This is a genomic window from Candidatus Poriferisodalis sp. (assembly GCF_965208555.1).
Taxonomy (GTDB): domain Bacteria; phylum Actinomycetota; class Acidimicrobiia; order Acidimicrobiales; family Poriferisodalaceae; genus Poriferisodalis.
The window spans coordinates 398,995-417,764 of sequence record NZ_OZ242342.1; the positions used below are offsets into that span (position 1 = coordinate 398,995).

The window sequence follows — 18,770 nt, forward strand, 5'->3', positions numbered from 1 at the left end:
CTACAGACCGCCGACCGGCGTGCCGTGAATCTGGAGCATCATGGAGCGGCCTGGGTCTGGTTGGGCCGTGTAGGAGCCGACGGCGGATGCGCTGCGGCGCCACACTTCGTGCTCGATACTCCAGCCGGGATAGAAGCGGTCCTCTCCGTCGGACTCGGTGACCGTCCAATGGACGTGTTCGCCGCCGGTCGCGGCAGATTCGACAACGATCCAATAGCTGGTGGAAGCGTCAAGCCTGGTGCCCGACGGGGCGGTGTAGGTGTATTTCTTGGGGGCCGAGCTTGCATCGAGCGAGGCGGGAGCCGTGAGCGCGGTCGCGGTGCCGGTGCTGGGTGATGTGCCGCTGACGAGGCTCACCGTCGGGGCAGCGACACTGCTGCCGCGCTCGGTTTCGAGGCGGACATCGACGCTGGTCAAGTTGTAGCCGCCGGTGTTGCTGCCGGTTGTGAACTGCTGCGCGTAGTCATGGTCGACGAGGGCTTCGGCGGACTTCTCGGTTTGGCCGGTATTGCCAACCAGGACCGGGCCGTCGTTGTCCACAAAGCTCACCGTGGTGGACCCCGCGGCGGCGTAGCCCGACGGCGGGTCGCCGAAGCTGATCGTGACCGATTCGCCGTCGTCGTCGTCGCTGTCGTTGCTGGCCGAAACGGTGAAGGTCGCCGTGGTCGCAGCCACGTCGAAGGTCACCGACGCGGGGATCGCGGAGTGGTCTTCGGCTGTGGCGTCGCCGCCATAGGAGACGTTCAGCGGGATCGTCACCGCTGTCGTGGGAGCCTCGGAAACGACCACTTCCACGGTGACTGCGGTGCCGCCCTCCACAGCCGCATAGGCCGGCGAGCCGAACTTGATCGCCGTATCCCCGACCACCGAGACCGCGTAGGGGCCGTTGTCGGTGCCGTGCCCTGTGACGGCGATGAAGTAGTTCCCTGCCGAAGCAGGCTCGAACCTGACGATGGCCTCGTCGAAGTCGTAGTCGATTTCATTGGCCGGCTTTGCCGAGGTCCTCGCCTGCTTGGCGCCCGAGGAGTCGTAGATGCCGACGATCTCCGCCATCATGTGGGACCGCCCGAAGTGGTAACGCATAGCGGAGCTGAAGGGACGGGCGGTCATGGTCACGACGTAGTTGACGTCTTGCTCCAAGACAACCTTGATCCAGTCCACATCGAAGCTGAAGTCGACGTTCCCGTCAATGGAGCCGCCCACGGCCACCGTCCCGGTGGTCGCAGTGGTCGAGGTGAAGTCGTCGGTCAGCGTCTTGAGCTCCACGTAATACGAGTCATGGAACGAGAGGCCCCCTCTGTTCACCGAGATGTAGTGCGTACCGGTCTCGCTGACCGAGAAGCCCTGGTAGTTGCCAAGGCGGTCCCGCTCGTCGAACGCGTAGCTGATCTGGCCCAGGCCGCCATTCTGTTGGTACGGCCGGTTCGTGCCCGGCAGCAAATTGCCCGTGCTGTCATACACCCCGGTGAGGTACCGCTGCGACCCGAGGATCGCCAGATAGCTCTGTCCCGCTGTGGCCGAGAAAGAGAACCAGTCCACGTCGTCGTCAGACGTCTGCGTGCCGCTGACCTGAGCGCCGCCAACGGTCACCGAGCACGTAGTCGCCGTGCTCGCAGCGCAGTCGGTCTCCTCGTCCTGCGCGGAGGCGGGTCCGACCGCCACGACGGCCACCAGCAGCCCGAATGCGAGCGCCGCAACAGCTATTCGACGAGCGGTCCGGCGTGGCGGCCAGACGCTCCGCAATGACTTGTCCAAGGCTCCCATGAGCATCCCACCTACGATCCGATTCGGGCTCATCCTGAGCCGATTTTACATCTGTGCCGACACTCAAGTGCTGGTAGGAACATGCTATTGACTGGTGCGGCTTCGCGCGGGCTCGGCCCGTCAGTCGCCCGAGCGCCCGCCGGCGTGTCACCGCTCGTTCCGAAACGGCGTGTGCCCGGTGCCGCTCGCTAGCTGTTGTCGTCGGCTGCCGGCGGAACGGTCACGGTCACCGTGTAGACGCGCACATCCGCGTTGTCGGTGTCAGGGTCGCCGTCGGCGTCATAGGACGACGTCACCGTGATCGTGTTGTCGCCAGCGCTGAGCGTCGCCGTGGTCCCCGTTCCGGTCGTGCCGTCGGCTGCCTCCCACGCGACCGTCACCGTCGCGTCGTCGGGGAATGCCGCCGCAGCGGTCACCGTCACAGACGTGGTGCCGGCTGCTGCGGTGCCCGCATAGGCGAACGTGCCGGTCTGGAACACCCCGAAGTCCACACCCGCCACCGACAGCGACTCCAGCGCCGCCGAGACCGGCATGTTGTAGGCGTGCAGCTTGCCGTCGGAGCTGTTCGCGACCCACATGGTGACGCCGTCGGACCAGATTCCTTCGCTCCGGTACTTGCTCACTGTGAAATCCAGCTGGCTGCGGCGGACGCCGGTCGCCAAGTCCCAGGCGAACAGCTTGCCTTTGGAGCTGTTCGCGACCCACATGGTGACGCCGTCGGACCAGATGCCCTGAGCCACCCGCTTCTGCGCGATCTGCGGGGCGAGAGTGATGGTGCGGGAACTCACCCGTTCGCCGCTGTCGACTTCGTAGGCATGTATGCGCATCGTCAATTGGTCGAGCACCCACATGAGGACTCCGTCAGACCACAGCGACTCGGGATCGGCCGGATAAGCCCACGGGTCAATAGGGAGCGCAAAGTCCTCGTCGGGCAGCAAGCTGCCAGTGTCGATGTCCATGGCGACGACTTTCGACCTGAGGCCGTAGTCGTCGGCCAGCCACAGGGTCTCACCGTCAGACCAGATCCCCTTGACGTTCGAGTTTCCCAGCAGTTGCTGGAGATTGAGTGTGCTGAGGAGCGTGCCGGTGTCCCAATCGAACGCATAGACCCACTTGCGCCCCCCACTGAGCACCCAGACCGTCGTCCCGTCAGACCACAGGTCCGTCGGGACGTCCACCAACTGGCCGGCCGAACCGAGCCTCGGAAGCGCCGGAACGAAGTTCTTGTCGCGGTCAGAGGCGAATGGGACGTACTCCTCGGCTTCGTCGTCGGTGTTCTGCTGGGCGGCGACGGGCTCTTCCTCGTCGTCTTGTTCGACGATCTCGACGAACTCGATCTGCGGTGGGGGCAGCTCGATCTGGGGCTCCTCGGCGTCCTGCTCGTCCTGGGTGCCCTGCCCTTGGTGCTGGGCAGACTCGCCGTCGTCCTGTTCGTCGCGCTGGTCGGCCTGCTGCTGGGCGAGCAGCGTCGTCGCCGAGTGCAGGGTCGCTGTGGTCTCGTCGGTCCACGGCGACGCCGACACCTTGCCCCGGGCGTCGCGGAACCGCGCCCGCAGCTGCACCTTGTAGACGGCGCCCTCCTCGAGACCGCTCAGCGTCACCGACGTGGCATCACCTGAGGGCCACTCGTTGCCGCGATGAGCCTCGTTCGCGAACCGGAACGACAAGAACTCCAGATCCTCACGAGCCCAGCTCACCCGATACTCGAACGGCACCAGCACCGGCGCCTCCCACGACACCGTCAACTCACCCGCAGCACCGCTCGACACCACCACCTCGCCGATCTCGTCCTCAGCCCGCACCACCACCTGCTGCTGATCGCCCTGCTGCTCGTCGCCGTTCTGCTGCTCGTCGGCCTGCCCATCAGCCTGACCCTGCTGCTGCTGGTCCTGCTGGTCGGCGTCCTGCTGGTCGGCGTCCTGCTGCTCGTCGCCTGTCTCTTGCTCTTGGGCGTTGTCTTCGGCTTGTTCTTGCTGCTGATCGGCTTGGTCGGCCTCTTGCTGCTGCTCCTCGCCCTGCTGCTGACCTTGGTCCTGCTGGTCGGCTTGGTGTTGCTGGTCGGCTTGGTGTTGGTGTTGGGTTTGGGGCGGCTGTGCGTTGTTGGGTGCCATGCGGTAGGCGAACACCTGGTGCTGCAGGTGGTCCAGCACCCACATCGTGTCGCCGTCGGACCAGATCCCCGCCGGCTCGGAGTTCCCCGCATCGGCCAGACCGTCGAACCCCGACTGCGGCCTCGGCTCGCCCGACCCCACCTCATAGGCCCGGATCGCCGCCGCGGGGCCGTCGGCGACCCACATCGTGGTCCCGTCGGACCACAGCCCACGCGTGCCCGACCCCACCACCCCTGCCAGCGACCGACCCGCCAGCGTCTCGCCGGTGGCGGCGTCGAATGCCGCCAACACGCCCCCGTCGGGATCGGCCACCCACAGCGTCACCCCGTCAGACCACACATCACGCGGCGAGAACCCCGGCACCACCGTGCGCGCCGGCGACAACGCACCGCTGGCACGATCGAACCCGTACACCTTCTCGCTCGCCAGATCGCTCACCCACAGCACCGACCCGTCCCCGCCGACGCCCATCGGCATCCAGAACCCCACCGCGGACCCGTCCACATCACGATCCGCGCGGCGCTCGCCCGACCCCAGGTCATAGGCCAGCACGCTGCCCGCCACCGGATCGCTCACCCACAGCGTCACACCGTCAGACCACAGCGAATACGGCAGCACATGACCCGCGCCCAACGAAACATCGCTGCCCCCCACACGAACCCACGCCCTGTCACCATCGCCCGCACCAACATCCTCAGCCCCCGCCGGCGCCGCAACACCGGCCACCAACACCAACGCCAACACCGCCGACCACCACCGACGCACCACACCGCCAACCGCACCCCGAACAGACACCCCAAACCCCCAGCCAAACCAGCCTGACACCATCATGCCAGCCCACACACACTACCCACAGCACGCCCGAACCAACCCGCCACAGCCGCGACAAAACGCCCCTCAGCCCTCAGCTGCGGACCCTCAGACCACGCCGCTTACACAAACTTCCCGAGTGTCACTGTCGGGGTTGCCAGGGCCGTCATGCCGGGGGGTGACGGTCTGACAGTGCCTCTCCTAGAGCCCCCCGACGGGGTTCCGGTGAATCGTGACCGTGTAGGTCTGCCAGTTCGAGCCGTCCGCGGAATGAACCAAGATGGTGATCTCGTTCTCGCCCACGTCCAGGTTCACTTGGTGCCGATTTCCAGTGCCGGAGCCGGGCTCGATCTGGACAGTGGCGTCGCTCACCTCACTGGTCGCTGATACGAACACATTGCTCACGCGGTTGTTCACGGTCGCCCGGTAGTTCGGAGTGAACGGCGCGAACGTGCCGAAGTCGATGTACTCAATTTGCGATTCTGCCGGTGTCGCGGCAGTAGATGACTTGGCTGAGCTTCCGCTTCCGCTCCCAGTATCGACGGCCCTGCCGATCTCGAGTGATTCCAGCGCAGCACTCGGGGGCATCTTGTAGGCCTTGAGCGAGCCTGTGCCAGAGAAGTCGTCGCCTTCGGGTTCGGCGAATTCTCCCAGCCACATGAAGTCTCCGTCAGACCACAGCGAGCGCTTCGTCGTGTTGGCGCCATCGCCATCCGGGTGGAACCAGAAGTTGGTCAACGCGGCGCCGCTCTCCAGCGCGTAGGCATAGACCGTCGTCTTGTCGTTGTCATCGGTCACCCACATCGTGGTTCCATTGGACCACAACCCGGACGGATTCCGATTGCCGCTGGCCGTCTCGAAGCTCAAAGTGTCATCCAGAACGCCGGTCGCGAGGTCATAGGCAAAGATCCGCTGGCTGGATCTGTTGGCTACCCATATAGTTGTGCCGTCAGACCACAATCCGCTCGGACGCCCGTTTTCGACTGGCAGTTCGATGTCATGCTCAGGCTCGTGGTCTCCGGACTCGAGATTGTGAGCGGCCAACCGCCTCTCATTGGGGTTAGACGGGTCGGATATCCACATAGTAGTGCCATCCGACCACAAGCCGTCCGATGACCATATCGTGTAGCTGACACCTATATCGCGTGCGGGCTCATGCTCCCCGGTCTTGGGGTTCACGGCAAACACACTGTTTGAATGATAATCGCCAACCCACATGGTGGTGCCATCCGACCACAGGCCGCCAGGATTGATATTGCCCCCGTGAGATTGGACCAATTCTGGCGAGAACTCGACATCGTGCTCTGGCACCCGGTCAAAGGTCTCGGGATAGTCTCGCTCGACTTCGATCGAATATACCTTGGCTGTGCCGCCCGCAGCGGTGACGGTGACGGTGATCGTGTTGGCTCCCGGACTCAAGTCTACTTGGTGGCCGTCCTCGTCCGGATCGGCGTCGGCGGGTTCGATGGAAACAATGCCCGAAGGAGCATCGCCGGAGACGGTCAATGACGTCGCCTCGGCGGTGACCGTGACGGAGTCGAGCCAGGTGGGCACAGTGCCGCTCTGGTAGCTGGTGGTCTCGGTCGAGAACCGGGGCGACATGCCGGCGTCGCTCAGTCCGAGCGATTTCAGGGCCGGCCGTTCGGGCATATGAAAGGCATAGATTCCTTGGTTAGCGGCGTAGGTTCCTTCGTTGAGGACGAATTCGACCAATGGCACCCACATGGTGACGCCATCAGACCAGAGGCCTGCCGGACCGGTATCGCTTCCGTAGGTGAATTGCGAGAAGGCATCGACGTCGGCGTCGATGTCATAGTGGGGCTGACGGCGGCCGGTGGCCAACTCGTAGGCCAGGATCTGCTTGGACTTGCCTTCGAGGAGCCACATGGTGAGTCCGTCAGACCAAATGCCACGCGCCGAGTTTCGCTCGCTTACACCGGTGCCGAAGGACCGTTCCTCCAAGAAGTCACCCGACTCCAAGTCGTAGGCATAAATTACGCCATCGTCATCCGACACCCACACAGTAGTGCCGTTCCCCCACAGTCCTATCGGAATATCGTTGCCCCTCGAGTCCCACTCTCCTTGGCCATGGGCTACCGTTTCTTTGAGGTCGATGTCTCGCTCGCTCCGGCGCTGGCCGGACTCGAGCTCGTAGGCGAACAGCCAATCGGGGCCGTCGTCTATGACCACCCACATGATAGTCCCGTCAGACCACATGTCACGAACACTTCTGTGCCAGTCGACTCGCAGCCCGTCGAAGTCCTTGCCGGCAATGCGTTCGCCGGAATCGAAGTCGTAAGCAAATATCTTGTCGGCAATATGCCCGTCGCTCACCCACACGGTGCTGCCATCGGACCAGATGCCTTGCAATCTCGGAGACTGACGGCCGTCATCGTCAAGGTTCAGAAGATCGCGCGAGGGATCCCGGTCTGGATTGGACTCCTCGGGCGTCGACTCGGTCGAGTCTTGGGCGCCGACGGGGTTCACTGCCGTCGCCACCAGGAGCGCGAAGACAGCCAATAGCGACATCAGCAGTCGGGACGGCCGGCCGGCTAACCCGGCTGTCAACCTGTACTTCTTGTCTCGGCCTGTTGACCCTTGCATCAGGATGCCTTTCTTGTTCATGCCGACTTCGCTTTCTCGGTAGTTCTCGGTGACCTGTCGGGGCCTACAGCCCGCCTGGAGCGGCGACCCTCTGAGAGGAGCCGCCTTCGACCGCGCTGTGCTTCAACTTGGCTGCGGTTCCGTCGGCGTTGACGATCGTGCCGCCATTGAGCTGCAGAGAGTTCGCGGGAATCGTCACGCCGTCGCTGTCGGAGTCGCCTTGGACGATCGTGTAGCGGAACACGGCCGTTGCTCCGTCGCTGCCTGCGTAGTCGGCCAAGCGTTCGACTCCGCCGATGTCCAGCGCAATCTGCGGGGTGCCCGTCACCGTGACACCGGAATCGAATCGGACATTCACCGTGATGACATCGCCGACGAAATAGTTGCCGCCGACGCGACTCGAACTGAACTCGACACTCTGGATCCTGGGAGGAGCTGCCGAAACGGTCACCACGACGTCGAGCGTCGCTTCGTAACCCTCGAAGACTTGCGAGCTGGCAACGATGGTCACCTCGTAGTCGCTGTCACCGTCAGCATCGAGTGGCTCGGCGTGATGCGGCTGGCTGGCGAACTCCAGTGAAACCCCATCATCGACGTCGGTGAGTCGAAAGTCGTCCTTGTCTGCGCCTTCCAAGGACCAAGACACATACGCGCCGTACTTCGTAACGCTGAAGGTGCCGACTGACTCGTCGGTTCCGGTGTAGACCGTCGCCGATGACGAGCCCAGTATCTCGAAAGGCGGCGGCTGAACCAGGTGTGGGGCACTGTCCGTCACTGGGCCGTGCGTCAGCGGCGAGTGCCTTCCCCGTCTGTCAGTGATTGAGCCTCCGTTGAGCCGCAGGGAAGTGGAGTCAATCGAGACGCCGTTGTTGTCCTCATCGCCGTCGACAACGGTGTATTCGAAAAATACATATGGCCCGCGTGCGGAGAGAAATTCGGCGGTTCGTGCAGTGCCACCGACGTTGAGCAGCAACTGAGGTGCACCGTCGACCACCACTGGCTCTTCGAGCTGAGCCCATTGCGGAGCCGCGGGGTCGCCGAAGTGGACCCTGACGCGGATGGTGTCACCGGGGTAGAACACAGGGCCTCCAGCTAGGCGGAAATCGAGGCCAAGCACCGCAGGCCCGTCGCCCTGGACCGTGACGGTTGCGTCGGCGGACCCGGAGCGGCCGCCGCTCGTGCTGGCTTCCACGGTGACCTCGTACACATCGTCGCCGTCGGAGTCGTCGCCGCCTGAGTACTGGTACGCGGCGGCGAAGCCCAGGTCGCCGTCGCTGCTGATCTGCAACATGTCGCTGTCAGGACCGGACAGTGACCATTCGACGTTCTCGCTGGTACCTGTCGCACTGAAAGACCCCACATCGCCGCTGAACCCGCTGGGGACCGCATAGGACGTGCGCCCTTGGAGCGTCAGCGGCACTGGGTGCGTCGTCACCGTCAGGATTTCCGATTCCTGATTCCACTCATGAACCTGGCTCGCCTGACGTATCACGAACCGCTTCGCGGGCACATGGAGCGTTACCGACCCTCGGCCGAGATCAGTCCGACGTAGCGTGAGGTGGTACAGCTGCGGATCGCTCAGGCCCCGAACATCGCTTATCCAGCCTCCCGTGACGTCGATATCCGACCATGCTTCGAAGGCCGTACCATCATCAGCGGCAGTAACCACCGGGTGTGAAAGGCGCAGTTGAACATCGAATTCGGCAGCGGTAATCGGCTCGGGAGACTGCAATTCCCAAGCAACCGTCAACGGGGCGCCAATCGTAAACTCAATCGAGCCCGCCTCATTCGTCTCGCCTTCGAACTCCACACTCCCTGCCGGAACCGACACCGTCAAAGTCTCAGAGTCGGCGCCGAAGTCGGGTCGAATCTCGAAGAACTTGATATGCGGGCCGCGATGATGATCGATGGCTCTCAAGACGGTTCCATTGACCACTTCGACACTGTCCAAGTCGAAATCTGTCACTTGCACTGCTGACCCGTCGCGAAGAAATGCGACACGAACAATGAAGTCAGCCCGCACTGTCGTGCGGTTCGTCTCGGTGCCCGACTCGCTCACCCTGTGGAGCCATGGCGTCAGCGTGCGGGCACGGTCGTCAACGGCGCTTTCTCCGCCAGCGTCCTCGGGCTGCGATTCAGTTGATTCTTGGGCGCCGGCGGGACTCACCGCCGCTGCCAGCAGGAGCACCAACACAGCAAGAAGCTGTATCAGCCGCCGGGATACCGAAGTCAGGGAGCTGTTGTGCCCGGCAATCCTCTCGGCCTGGGGCCTCCGAAATTGGGTCTTTGGCCGGTCCATGTCAACTTCCTTGCTTGCGGACCAGATCTATCGGGGCTCTACAGCCCGCCTGGAGTGGCGACCCTCTGAGAGGAGCCGCCTTCGACCGCGGTGTGCTTCAACTCGGCTGCGGTTCCATCGGCGTTGGCGATCGTGCCGCCGTTGAGCCGCAGGGAGTTCGCAGGAATCGTCACGCCGTCGCTGTCGGCGTCGCCTTCGACGACCGTGTAGCGGAACACGACCACCGCTGCGTCAGTGCTGTGGTAATCGGCCAGGCGTTCGACCCCGCCGATGTCCAGCGCGATCTGAGGCGTGCCCGTGACCGTGACGCTCGTGTCGAATTCGACATTCACCGTGATGACGTCACCGACGGCGTAGTTGCCGTCATCAAGACTCGTACCCGATGAGACGTTCCTGCCAGGACTCTGACCGAAGGAGATATTGTCGATTTCGGGAGGAGGAGCGACGACAGTCACCACGAGGTCAATAGACGCCTCGTATCCCCCAATTCTGCCGATGTCGAAGCCGATTTCTTCCGCATGGAGGATGTCTTCTTCCGCAATGGCGACGATGGTCACTTCGTAGTCGTTTTGGCCGTCGCCATCGAGCGGCGTGGCGTGATCTGGGGGGCTGGCAAAAAGCAGATCGACTGTTTTGCCGCTGTCACCGACTTCGCCTGATGCTTGGAAGTGCTGGCTGTCTGGGCCAATCAGAATCCACCTCACCCATTTGTTTTCAGCCGTGGTGAACCTGTAGACGAATTTGGCCCCCCCGTACCTCGTCAACGATGTCGGACCCGTTATCTCGAAGGGCACCGGACGCACCACGTGATCGGGACTGGATGCCACCTGGGAATACGTCAAGGGCGACTTGCTTCCGTTGCTGTCGGCTATCGAACCGCCATTGAGGCGCAGAGAATTCTTGTCAATCGAAACTCCATTAGCGTCTTCATCGTCGGCGGCAACGGTGTATTCGAAGAAGACCTGCGACTGATGCGACGAGCTGTACTCGGCGACTCGGGTTGTGCCTCCGACATTCAGCATCAGCCGAGGTGAGCCCCCGACACGAACTGATATCGGAGCGTCGCCGTAGCCGAACGTGACCGTGGCGCTGATGGTGTCGCCGGGATAGTAGACAGAACGCTCGCCCTTGAGGATCAAGCGTTCGTCGGGGTTCGGAGGACCCAGATGGATGTCGATCACCCGGGGTCCGTCGCCGATGACGCCTACACTTGTGTCGGCAGACCCGGAGCGGCCAGCGCTGGTGCTGGCTTCTACCGTGACCTCGAACACGTCGTCGCCATTGGCGTCGTTTCCGCCCACGAATTGCGCATATTGCGGCGCCGCGAAGCACAGCACGCCGCTGTTGCTGATCTGCAAGAGGTCGCTGTCGGGGCCGGACAGCGACCATTGAACCTCATCGTCAGCATTGTCGTCGTCCGCACAGGTGTCAGCGGAGTCGTCATCCGCCGAGTCGCTGTCAGCAGAGTCGCCGACAGCGGAGTCGTCATCCGCTACGACACGATCCGCCACGATGTGGAACCGCCCCAAGACGCCAGAAAACCCGCTGGGAACTTCGGCGGAGTTGCCCCCGCCGATCACCAGCGGCGGCATCGACTCTGTCTGCGTCTCTGAATCGTCACCGACAGAGTCTTCGGGCGACGACTCGGACGATTCCTGAGCGCCGACGGGATTCACCGTCGTCGCCACCATGAGCACGAATGCTGCAAGAAGCGACAGCATCGTTCGCCAATGAGCGAGCGAATTCCGAGCAGAACCCTCGCGCTGGCGAGCTTCGCGGATCGACCTGTCCATGACGGTTCCTTTCTCAGGCGGTGCCGCGGACGATTCGCGGCGTCTGCAGAACGAGCGGTCTCCGTTGAGCGGGCGCAGAGCTGTCCCCCATTCGCGGCTCAGCCGCCTTCAGCGAGGCGGTACCAGCCGCCGCCGATGAGGGTTCCGTCGACGTCGATCAGCCACATGCGCATGGTCTCGGGGCCGATGCCTTCAGGGTTGTCGTCGGCGGTGATCCAGCCGCCTTCGGCGGTGGCATTGCGCACTGCGGGCCCCAGGAGATCTTCAATGTCGGTGTCGATGAGCCCGGGATCGATGTGTGCCAGGATCGTGCCGTCGGGAGCAGCGGCGATTCCCGTGAAGAGCCCGTCGAGCGTGACGGTGCGGTTGTAGTACTCCGCGAGCGGTATGAGGCCTGTGTTGACGCCTCCGGGCTCGGTGGAGAACTCGAGGAAAGCCTCCAGCCCGCCGCTGCGGAAATGCTCGGCCGCCTCCGAGAAGAGCTGAGGCGCGAACTCCTCGGTGTCGACGTACCAGCCCGAGCCGAACAACAGGCCGTCGTGACGCACCACCCAGGCGTTCTTGAACTCGAACGAGTCTTCGTCGCCGAGTGCGCCGCTCGCCGGATTGGAGAAGACGTAGGGCACCCACTTGCCGGCCTGGGTGGCCGTGAGCATCTCGGCTCCGAAGACGTACCCGTTGACGTCGGTGCCGATCCAGCCGTTCAGGTCAGCCCCCAGGCGGTTGTCGTCGTAGTGACCGATGATCGTGTCGTCGGAGTCGACGACGAAGACGTACCACTGGCCGTCGACGCTGTCGGGGCTGTTGACCTCGTCAAGCAGGGCATCCAACCCTGCGCTGTCGTAGAGGTCGATGGCCTGGCTCACGACGAACCGGGTGTAGGCCGCGGCATCCGACTTCGGCGGCGGCCCGTCGCTGACCGCTGCCTCGTCAGGCTGAGCCTCGGCGTCGTCGCCCGCCGGCTCGGCCTCGACATCGTCGCCCGCCGGCTCTGAATCGACATCATCGCCCGCCGGCTCCGGCTCGGCTTCTGCGCTTGCCGGCGTCGATGTCGTCGCACTCGGTGCTGTAGCTGGGGCGGCCGTCGCCGCAGTGACCTCTTCGGTCTCGACGACGGACGCGTCGGGCATGTCGGCCTGCGGCTCGTCGTCTGCGGTGCAGCCGGCTGCCAAGAGCGCGGCCGCAACCACACAGACCGTTGCGAGGCGGCGCGCCGATCGCGCTGATCCTCCCCGCACAGAACGCCCGATCGCACCGTCCACCACTCGCTCCTTCGAAGCAACTGCCGACACCGAGTAGCTGCCGACACTGTTGGGCCGACTCTACAGCACACTCAGGTCAGCACTCTTCCATCACCACAGCATCAGCATGGCTCCGTCAGCACGGCACGATCGGCACAGCACCGGCACCCGCCTCCAGCGAGGCCATCCGCTGGGCTCAAGGGCCACGGAATGGTCGCCGAGCGCACGGAAGCACCCGGGTGACAGTGCGATCTGTAGGGCGATTCAGCGTCGCTGCGGTCTCAGCCGTGAACTGACGCTGAGGCTCTCGTCCTCGCCGGTGGCCGGGTCATCGGCCCCATAGCCGCACATCGCGCCGGCGGGAATCTCGACCACGTCGTAGCGGGAGACACCGAGCAGCGAGCCGCGTGAGGGGTCCAGCGTGGTGTACCTGAACTTCATCTGGTCATAGGGCACCGGCGCCTCGAACAACAAGATGTCGCCGGCCCCCTCTGCAGCGGCGAGGGTGGTGAAATCGGTCACGATGCCCGCGAGGACGTGCTCGACGAATTCGCGTGCCCCAGCCTCCGCGTCCGCTACAGCCTCTTGGCCGACCCCCGTCCCGGACTGAGGACACGGCAGGTTCTGGCTCTCGCTGCGGTAGCGGCGGACGAGGTTGTTGAACCGGACGGTGACCTCGGCGACGGTGACGCCGCCGGCAAGTCGGGTGGCGCCGTCCATGTCGGGGTGGGCGAGGTCGACGGTCTGAGCGCGGCCCGCGCAGATCCCCTCGGGGGTGTCCGCCTCGAAGTGCCGTGCGAAGCCGGCGTCGGCGTTGAGCGCGTCGGCGAGCTGACCGAAATTCGGCGTGCCGCTGGCGAACCGGATGCTGATGATCTTGTCGCGGCTCGACACTGCTATGTCGATGCCGATCTGCTCGACGGCGGGATCGTGCGTGCTGAGACGGCTGGTGCGGACCTCCCAGGTGATGCCCAGCGCTCCCGCTGCGTCGCCGCTATCTCGTGCCGTGATGCGCAGCGTGCCGGCCAGCAGCGCCTGAGCGCCCGAGAGGTCGTCGTCGGCGTCCCCCGAGACCGCGTCCGTGGAGGCCTCGTCGCGCGTCTTGGCCGCAGCGACGCTGATGCTGACCGCGCGCAGCGAGTGCTGCGGGGCGGTCACGTTGACACTGCCGGCCCTGCTGCGATTGCCGGCCGCGTCGACGGCGACGCCGTGACGCAGGAGCATCCGGTCTCCGGGTTCGAGCCGGTATGCGCCGCCCGGTGCGACCAGTTCGCTGCCGCTGCCGCCGGCCGCGGGCCGTGTGTAGCCCGTCGGCGCGGTCAGCCTCAGGGCGAACACTGCTGCCTCGTGCAGGGGGAGCACCTCCGGGGTGTCTTCGGCGGCGACGACCGCCGTGCCGCGTCGTGTGATCACCCTGACCTGGCGGGGATTGACGATGATCTCGTCGAGCTCGCTGTCGTCGCTGATGACCGCAAGCAGGGACTCGCTGCCCGCCGGGGCGACGATGCGGACCTTGGGCGCCGCAGTGTCAACTGCCGGTTCGGGCACCACGAGCCTCGCCGGGCTGAAGGGCCTCCGGTCGTCGCGCGCTCCGAACCTGACCTCGGTCGGCCGCAGCTCGATGACGTCGCCGGCCTCGAGCGGGTGCCGCAGGTTGATCTTGAACCGTCGGGGCTCGAGACACGGTTCGCCCGGGAGGACGTCGAGGCCGCCCACGGGCGCGAGATGCACGGGTACGTCGTTGATGTACAGCAGGTCATGTGCCTTGCCCTGCGCGTCGGGCAGTTCCACGTTGAGCGCATCGCTGGTGGTGATGGTGAAGCTGCGCTCGCCGGCGCGCGCCGCGATGGTCGCGGTGAACGGCCCCCCGGTCGTGGCGGCCTTCACGGCGGCGGCCATCGCCTCGCTGCTGACGGCGCCGCTGCCGCCGATCGCCACGATGCGCAGGTGGGTCTTCAGCCGGTCCGCCTCGACGGGCGTGGCAGCCAGCCACGTCGCCGTGTCGGCGGGAAGCGAGTCGCCGGCAACCAGCACGGGGAGCGCCCGCCCGCTGCCCAGGCCCTCGCCGAGCAGCGGTGCTGCAGCCAGACCGTCCATCGCCGCCTCGCGGCCGACCAGCGCCACCAGCGAGGCGCGCCGGCCGCTCGCGAAGGCGCAGTCGCCGTGCATCAGGTCGGCTATGCGGGCTGCGGTCTGCGCGGCGCCTGAGCCTTCGAGGCGCGTTGTGTGTGGCACTCCTGCATGGCCGAGCTGGGTGATGACGGACTCAGCCACTGCGTCAGCACCGCCGACGACCACCGCGTGGTCGATGTCGTGCTCTCGCAGGAACCGTGCTGTTGCCTCGGGCAGTCGCGACGTGCGTGTCAGCACGGTCGGCAGCCCCAAGGCGTATGTCAGCGGTCCGATGGCCGCCGCATCGATCGCGGAGCGCGCGTCGCCGTTGATCAGCACCGCGGTCGAGTCGTTGGAGGTGCACCAGGTCGCCCTGCCGCCGATGTGGGACGCGACTGCTGCCGCTGTCGCGTACCGGTCCTCGCCCGCCAGGCGCGTCACCTGCGGCTGCGAGACCAGGCCGGCGAGCTGCGGCACCAGGTCGTCGGGCACCGCTGCGGGTCCCCCGACGACGAAGATCTGCTTCACGTCGTGGTCTTCGAGGAATTCCGCCGCTGCCCGATGCAGTCCCCCGGGCCGCACCAGCAGCACCGGTGCATTCTCGATGCCCGCGAGGCCGGCGACCGCAGCGGCGTCGGGCGGGGACTCGCCGGACACCACGATCGCGGTGCGCACTGAGCCCAGGCCGCCCCGGACTGCGGCGTACCGGCGCGCCAGCAGCAGCGCCGTGTCGTAGCGGTCGCGGCCGGCAAAGGGCCGGCTGCCGGCGACCCCGTCGTCGTCGCCGTCGACCAGGTATTCGGCGGCGGTGTTGGCTGCGCCCGAGGGGTCGGCGCCGACGCCGACCGCCAGCCACGAAGTCGCCGCCAGCAGCGCCGCTGCCGCTGCGGCACGGCCTGCGCCGCGGCTGCTCACGCCCCCTGCGGACGCTCGGTGTCACCCCCGCCGCCGAGCGAACCAGCCGGACTCGCTCCCGCCACGATCCGCCCAGCGCGGCTGCCGTGATCGGCGGCATCGGTCGAAGCCGGCACGCGCAGCGGGGAACCCGGCTCAGAGCCCGCCGACACACGAGCGAATCTCATGACCGCGCACGTTACCCCTGCACAGACAGGTCACACACATATGCCGACTCTGACAAATCAGCCCAGCAGGACAGCAAATGCAGCATGATTCAACTTGGGCTGTGCGCAGTGCCGCTCTTGGTGCTGCCGTGTGAGCTGCTTTTCAGACAGAGTTGGGCACAGCACCTAGGGCGAGGTCATAGGAGGCCACGGTGCAGCCGACCGCGAAGATCGGAATCGGGGCATAGAAGTGAACTGTGCCGGTAGCGCCGCTGGCTGCACCGCTGATGGCGACAAAGGTGCGGATCTCGAAGCCGCCTTGGCCGGCTTCCGCGTATACAGACAGGTCGTCATAGCCAAGCAGCGACTCGCGGTCGTTTCGCTGCCACCGATCAAGGAATTCGCGATCCCAAGCCTCGTTGATCGTGCCCGAATCAGGTGTGGCTGGCCAGTGGGAGATGCCGCCGGTGCCCACCAAGGCGATATTCTCCGGCACCGAGTCGGCAGCCCGTCGTAGTGCCTCGCCGAAAGCCCAGGCTCGGTGCAGCGGCGCGAGAGGCGGTCCCTGGCAGTTGATGTTGGTCGGGACAATGGGCAGGTCGAAACGAGGAGTCAGAAAGTGCAGGGGCACGGCGATTCCGTGGTCGAGCTTCCACTCCTCGGCGTAGGCCACGTCGACGGTTTGCATGACTTGTGTGATGAGCCGCTGCGATAGGTCTCGGTCGCCTGGAGCTCGGAACCGGTCGATGCCCAACCACGCTGGGTCCTCGATGGGGCCGTTGTAGAAGTCGGCCATACCAATGGCGAAGCTGGGCATGTTGTCCATGAAGAAGTTTGCGAAGTGCTCAGCTGCTAGGACGATCATCGCCTCTGCGCCGCTGGCTTCGATGGCCTGTCGCATGTCGTCGTAAGCCGCGTAGAACTCGTCACGCAATTCGGGGTCGGCCTGTTCTGCGCGGCCGGTTATTCCCGGCGCGTGGCTGACGCAGCCTGCATAGACCAAGGTCATTGCTGGGACCCTGCTTCACTGGGATTTCCGATGCCATGAATGGCACGGCTCTGTTGGCCCAGGCCGGCTGCGCGGCTGTCCACTCCTTCGTAACCTGTCATCGCGTAGACGCCTGCTCGCACCGGACCGTGTTCGGCGATGCCATCCCGCATCAGCTGGAGATAGTCAGCCCAACTGACTTGGTGGAATGCGGCGAAGTGCATCAAGATCTGGCCGTTTACTCCCAAGACGTAGAGCAGGCCGATGTCGGGGGCGGTCAGAGCCTCGATCTCCTGGTCGGTCAGCTCATATCCGGTCAGCGCGCTGTGAGGGTCGCTGCGGTATGCGTCCTGTACGGCGGTGTCTCGGTTGAGCTGGTACAGGAACTTTTGCGCGTAGTACAGGCTCATCGCGTTCAAACACCGAGCCTGGCGATGTGGTGGGTATCGAGGGCGATACTGGTGTTCTTGGTTTCCATGTAGAAGTCGAAGCTCCAGTCACCGCCGTCGCGGCCGATTCCCGATGCCTTGGTGCCCCCGAACGGGGTTGGGAGATGGCGGACGTTCTGACTGTTGACCCAGATCATCCCTGCGTCCAAGGCTTGGGCGACTCGATGGGCGCGACCGATCTCGCTCGTCCAGATGTAGGCCGCGAGGCCGTAGTCGGTGTCGTTGGCGATCTTGATGGCGTCTGCTTCGCCGCTGAACGGCACCGCGGTGAGCACAGGGCCGAAAATCTCCTCTTGGGCGATTCGCATGCGGGGAGAAGCGCCGGTGATCAACGTTGGGACCGTCCAGTTGCCATCCCGAGGCGCGTCAGCCCACGGCGTTCCTTCGACAACGATGGCACCCTCAGCCCTCGCTATGTCCATGTATGAGCGGACCTTCTCACAGTGGCGCGGGTGGATCAGCGGCCCGATCACCGCGTCCGGATCCAGCGGGTGGCCCACAGGCACGGCTCGCGTTCTCTCAGCAACTCGTGCGCAGAATTCATCGTGAATGGACTCCTGCACCAGCAGGCGGCTGGAGCTGGTGCAGCGCTCGCCGTTGAGGCTGTAGATCATGAACACCACCGCGTCGAGTGCCCGCTCCATATCGGCGTCATCGAACACGATCACCGGGTTCTTCCCCCCGAGCTCAAAATGGACTCGCTTGAGCGTGGGCGCTCCTTGAGCCTGGATAGCCGATCCTGTTGCCGACTCGCCGACGAATGCGATGGCTTTGATATCAGGGTGCTCGGTCAAGGCCCGACCCGCGGTCTCCCCGAAGCCGTGGACGACGTTGAGCACCCCCGCTGGCAGGCCGGCATCAGCGGCTGCCTCGGCCAGCAGGTTGGCTGTCAGGGGACTCCACTCGGCGGGCTTGTGGACAACTGTGCAGCCCGCGGCCAGCGCAGGGGCGATTTTCCACGTCGAAAGCATGAAGGGGGTGTTCCACGGGGTGATCACTCCGACCGGGCCGATCGCTCGGCGGCTGGTGTAGTTGAGATGGTGCTCGGACGGCAGGGCGAGTCCGTCTGATGCGGCGGGGGCCCGGTCTGCGAAGAATCGGAAGTTCTCCGCTCCCCGCACTGCGGCTGACGACATGAACCGAATGGTCTGGCCGGTGTCCGCCGACTCCACGATGGCGATCTCGTCAGCGCGGGCCATGATGACGTCGGCCACAGTGTGCAGGATTCGCTTGCGCTGCTCGCCCGACTTGGCTGACCACTCCTCGAAGGCGTCTTGGGCCGCTGATGCCGCCGCGGCGACGTCGGCTGCATCGCCGGCGGCCACTTCTCCTAGGTGCGTGCCGTCGATGGGCGATTGGTTGGAAAAGGTCTCACCCGATGCGCTGGCGGTTGGCACACCGCCGATCAGGTGCAGCGTGGGTGCTGCCGCGAAACGGGCGAGGTGTCGGCGGCTGGCTTCAAGGTTCGCAGCGAAGTCGGCTGTCTGCGGCAAGAGGCCGGCGTGCCGTCTCGCCTGGGCGTCCGCTGCCACCAGTCC

11 protein-coding genes are annotated in these 18,770 nt (G+C 65.1%); all 11 read right to left on the reverse strand.

Features of this window, described 5'->3' with window-relative positions; all coding sequences use genetic code 11:
* The 11 genes from ACOGXE_RS01900 to hpaE all read right to left on the reverse strand — a co-directional run bounded on the left by ACOGXE_RS01900 (position 1) and on the right by hpaE (position 18,764).
* Positions 1 to 1,764, reverse strand: a complete 1,764-nt coding sequence (locus tag ACOGXE_RS01900) for a choice-of-anchor R domain-containing protein (protein ID WP_419932269.1) — start codon at positions 1,762 to 1,764, stop codon at positions 1 to 3.
* A gap of 188 nt (positions 1,765 to 1,952) precedes the next feature.
* Positions 1,953 to 4,508, reverse strand: coding sequence for a cadherin-like beta sandwich domain-containing protein (locus ACOGXE_RS01905; protein ID WP_419932270.1), 2,556 nt, complete (start codon positions 4,506 to 4,508; stop codon positions 1,953 to 1,955).
* A 378-nt stretch (positions 4,509 to 4,886) separates the two neighbouring features.
* Positions 4,887 to 7,253, reverse strand: coding sequence for a cadherin-like beta sandwich domain-containing protein (locus ACOGXE_RS01910; RefSeq protein WP_419932271.1), 2,367 nt, complete (start codon positions 7,251 to 7,253; stop codon positions 4,887 to 4,889).
* Between the two features lie 100 nt (positions 7,254 to 7,353).
* A complete protein-coding gene (locus ACOGXE_RS01915; RefSeq protein ID WP_419932272.1) occupies positions 7,354 to 9,588 on the reverse strand; it encodes a hypothetical protein in 2,235 nt (744 codons plus the stop codon).
* Positions 9,589 to 9,626: 38 nt separating this feature from the next.
* Positions 9,627 to 11,180 carry a hypothetical protein gene (locus ACOGXE_RS01920; RefSeq protein WP_419932273.1) on the reverse strand — a complete coding sequence of 518 codons (1,554 nt, stop codon included), beginning with the start codon at positions 11,178 to 11,180 and terminating at the stop codon, positions 9,627 to 9,629.
* Between the two features lie 299 nt (positions 11,181 to 11,479).
* Positions 11,480 to 12,571 (reverse strand): hypothetical protein, encoded by a 1,092-nt coding sequence (locus ACOGXE_RS01925; protein WP_419932274.1) that lies wholly within the window; start codon positions 12,569 to 12,571, stop codon positions 11,480 to 11,482.
* 315 nt (positions 12,572 to 12,886) lie between these two features.
* The gene (locus ACOGXE_RS01930; protein WP_419932275.1) at positions 12,887 to 15,649 is read right to left on the reverse strand and encodes a cell wall-binding repeat-containing protein; all 2,763 of its coding nucleotides are present in this window, start codon (positions 15,647 to 15,649) and stop codon (positions 12,887 to 12,889) included.
* A complete protein-coding gene (locus ACOGXE_RS01935) occupies positions 15,646 to 15,816 on the reverse strand; it encodes a hypothetical protein (protein ID WP_419932276.1) in 171 nt (56 codons plus the stop codon). The genes ACOGXE_RS01930 and ACOGXE_RS01935 overlap by 4 nt, the downstream gene beginning before the upstream one ends.
* Before the next feature lie 142 nt (positions 15,817 to 15,958).
* Complete coding sequence (locus ACOGXE_RS01940) at positions 15,959 to 16,804, reverse strand: extradiol ring-cleavage dioxygenase (protein WP_419932277.1); 846 nt, start codon at positions 16,802 to 16,804, stop codon at positions 15,959 to 15,961.
* Positions 16,801 to 17,193, reverse strand: a complete 393-nt coding sequence (locus tag ACOGXE_RS01945) for an aromatic ring-opening dioxygenase subunit LigA (RefSeq protein WP_419933462.1) — start codon at positions 17,191 to 17,193, stop codon at positions 16,801 to 16,803. The genes ACOGXE_RS01940 and ACOGXE_RS01945 overlap by 4 nt, the downstream gene beginning before the upstream one ends.
* Positions 17,194 to 17,198: 5 nt before the next feature.
* Positions 17,199 to 18,764 carry a 5-carboxymethyl-2-hydroxymuconate semialdehyde dehydrogenase gene (gene hpaE, locus ACOGXE_RS01950; protein WP_419932278.1) on the reverse strand — a complete coding sequence of 522 codons (1,566 nt, stop codon included), beginning with the start codon at positions 18,762 to 18,764 and terminating at the stop codon, positions 17,199 to 17,201.
* Between the last annotated feature and the right edge of the window lie 6 nt (positions 18,765 to 18,770).